This window comes from Kitasatospora sp. NPDC088779 (assembly GCF_040685395.1).
In the GTDB taxonomy this organism is placed as follows: domain Bacteria; phylum Actinomycetota; class Actinomycetes; order Streptomycetales; family Streptomycetaceae; genus Kitasatospora.
In genome coordinates this window covers 1-2,836 of sequence record NZ_JBFBHW010000115.1, presented here as the reverse complement: position 1 = coordinate 2,836, position 2,836 = coordinate 1, and the positions used below count along the sequence as shown (strand labels likewise).

General features: G+C 73.7%; 2 protein-coding genes. Both read left to right on the top strand.

Translation table 11 applies throughout. The annotated features are described in order from the left end of the window. A partial coding sequence (locus tag AB0P03_RS40705) for a phosphopantetheine-binding protein (protein ID WP_363633779.1) occupies positions 1–288 on the top strand: 288 nt, incomplete at its 5' end. A gap of 149 nt (positions 289–437) precedes the next feature. Further along, positions 438–2,836, top strand: a 2,399-nt coding sequence (locus AB0P03_RS40700) for a condensation domain-containing protein (protein WP_363633777.1), incomplete at its 3' end; no start/stop codon positions are given.

Genomic DNA, 2,836 nt, shown 5'->3' with positions numbered 1-2,836 from the left:
AACACCACCGAACAAACCCTCTGCACACTCTTCGCCGACGTCCTCGGACTCACCACCGTCACCATCGACGACCGCTTCTTCGACCTCGGCGGCCATTCGCTGCTCGCCACCAGGCTGGTCAGCCGCATCCGCACCGCCCTCGGGACGGAGCTGCCGATCCGCACCCTGTTCGACGCTCCCACGGTCGCCGCCCTGGCCGCCGTCCTGCCCGGGCGCGAGCAGACAGCCGCGCCGAAGAAGGCCCGCCCGGCCCTGCGGCCGATGCGCCGCCCGGGCGGCCCGGCCTGACCTGCCGCCCACCTCGCGGCCCCGTCCACCACAGGATGCGCGCCCGCCGCCGGCCCGGCCGGCGGCGCGGCCCGCCGCGTCCCGCGACCGCCGAACCCCACCAGCCCTACCAGCCCCAGCAGCCGTAAGTCGCCAGTCGGAGGCAGACCTTGATCCCGTTGTCGTTCGCCCAGCAGCGGCTCTGGTTCATCGAGCAGTTCGAGGGCCCGAGCGCCCTCTACAACACGCCGTTCGCCCTCCGGCTGACCGGCGAGCTCGACGCCGCCGCCCTGGAAGGCGCGCTGTGGGACGTGGTGGCCCGGCACGAGGTGCTGCGCACCGTCTTCCCGACCACCGACGGCCAGCCCCACCAGCACATCCTCGACCAGGGGCGCCCGCCGCTGCACCGGGTGCCGGTGGCCGACGAAGCCGAACTGTCCGAGCGGCTGCGCGAGGACGCCGGGCAGGTCTTCGACCTCGCCGCCGACCTCCCCGTCCGCGCCTGGCTGTACGCCCTCCCCTCGCCGGGCGAGCACGTCCTGCTGCTGCTGACGCACCACATCGCCAGCGACGGCTGGTCCGTCGCCCCGCTCTTCCGCGACCTCGCCACCGCGTACGAGGCCCGGCTCGCCGGCACCGAGCCGCAGTGGGAGCCGCTGCCGGTGCAGTACGCCGACTACACCCTCTGGCAGCGCGAGCTTCTCGGTGAGGAGGACGACCCCGAGAGCGTCGTCTCCCTTCAACTCGCCTACTGGCAGCAGGCGTTGTCCGGCCTTCCGGAGGAGCTGGCACTCCCGTACGACCGGCCGCGCCCGGCCGCGCCCACCCGCCGGGGCGGCGCCGCCGAGTTGGAACTCGACGTCGAACTGCACACCGCCCTGGCCGAGTTGGCCGGCACGCAGAACGCCAGCCTCTTCATGGCCCTGCAAGCCGCCGTCGCCACCCTCTACACCCGCCTCGGTACGGGCACCGACCTGCCGATCGGCACCGTCGTCGCCGGACGCACCGACGAAGCCCTCGACGACCTGGTCGGCTTCTTCGTCAACACCCTGCTGCTGCGCACCGACACGTCCGGCGACCCGAGCTTCCGCGAGTTGCTGGACCGCGTCCGCCGCACCGACCTCGACGCCTACGACCACCAGGACATCCCCTTCGAGCGCCTGGTCGAACACCTCAACCCCACCCGCACCGCCGGCCACCCCCTCTTCCAGTCGCTCGTCACCCTGAACACCGAGCGGGCCGGCGACCTCGCCTTCGGCCCGGCCTCGGCCCGGCCGGTCGAGGCCGGCGAGGCCCAGGCCCAGTTCGACCTGAACTTCAACTTCGTCGAGCACCTCACGGAGGACGGCGACTGCCTCGGTGTCCGCGGCGCCGTCGACTACGCGGCCGACCTCTTCGACCACGCCACCGCCACCGCCCTCGCCGAGCGGCTGCTGCGCGTCCTGCGCGCCGTCGCGGCCGACCCGGACACCCCGCTCGGCAGCATCGAGATCCTCGACCCCGCCGAACGCGAGCACCTGCTCACCGGCTGGAACGGACCGACCGCACCGGTGCCCGACACCAGCCTGCCCCGGCTGTTCGAGGCCCAGGCCGCCGCCACCCCCGACGCCCCCGCCCTGATCACCGACGCCGAACAGCTCAGCTACGCCGAACTGAACGGCCGCGCCAACCGCCTCGCCGCCCTGCTGCTGGCGCGCGGCCTGACCACCGAACAGCCGGTGGCGGTGCTGATGGAGCGCTCCGCCGGGCTGCTCACGGCCGTCCTCGCGATCGCCAAGGCGGGCGGCACGTACGTCCCGCTGGACGACCGCTACCCGCTGGACCGGCTCCAGCACATCCTCACCGACACCCGCACCGGCCTGCTGCTCACCGACCCGGTCCACCACGGGCATCCGGTCCTCGCCACCGGCGGCTTCGCCACCGTCGAGGTCACCGACGCGCTGCTCGCCACGGCCCCCGAGGCGGGCGACCCGGACGTGCCCGTGCACCCCGGCCAGCTGGTCTACGTGATGTACACCTCGGGCTCGACCGGCCTGCCCAAGGGCGTCGCCGTCACCCACCGCAACGTGGTGGACCTACTGGGCAACCAGCACTTCCGCGCGGGCCACCACGAGCGTGTCCTGCTGCACTCGCCCACCGCCTTCGACGCCTCCACCACCGAGATCTGGGCGCCGCTCGTCACCGGCGGGGCGATCGTGCTGGCCGAGCCCGGCGAGCTGGACGTCCGGCGCCTCGCCGAGACCATCACCACCCACCGGGTGACCCTGGTCCAGGCGCCCTCGGGCCTGCTGCGGCTGATGGCCGAGGAGACGCCGGAGGCCTTCCGGGCCGTCCGGCAGGTGTGGACCGGCGGCGACGTCGTCCCGCCCGAGGCCGTCCGCCGGCTCTTCCAGGCGTGCCCGGACACCTCCGTCGTCGCGGTCTACGCGCCCACCGAGACGACGGCCATCAAGACCACCTTCACCATGACCCCCGCCTCGGCGGTCCCGAACGTGGTGCCGATCGGCCGCCCGCTGGCCAACACCCGGACGTACGTCCTCGACACCGCACTACAGCCCGTACCCGCCGG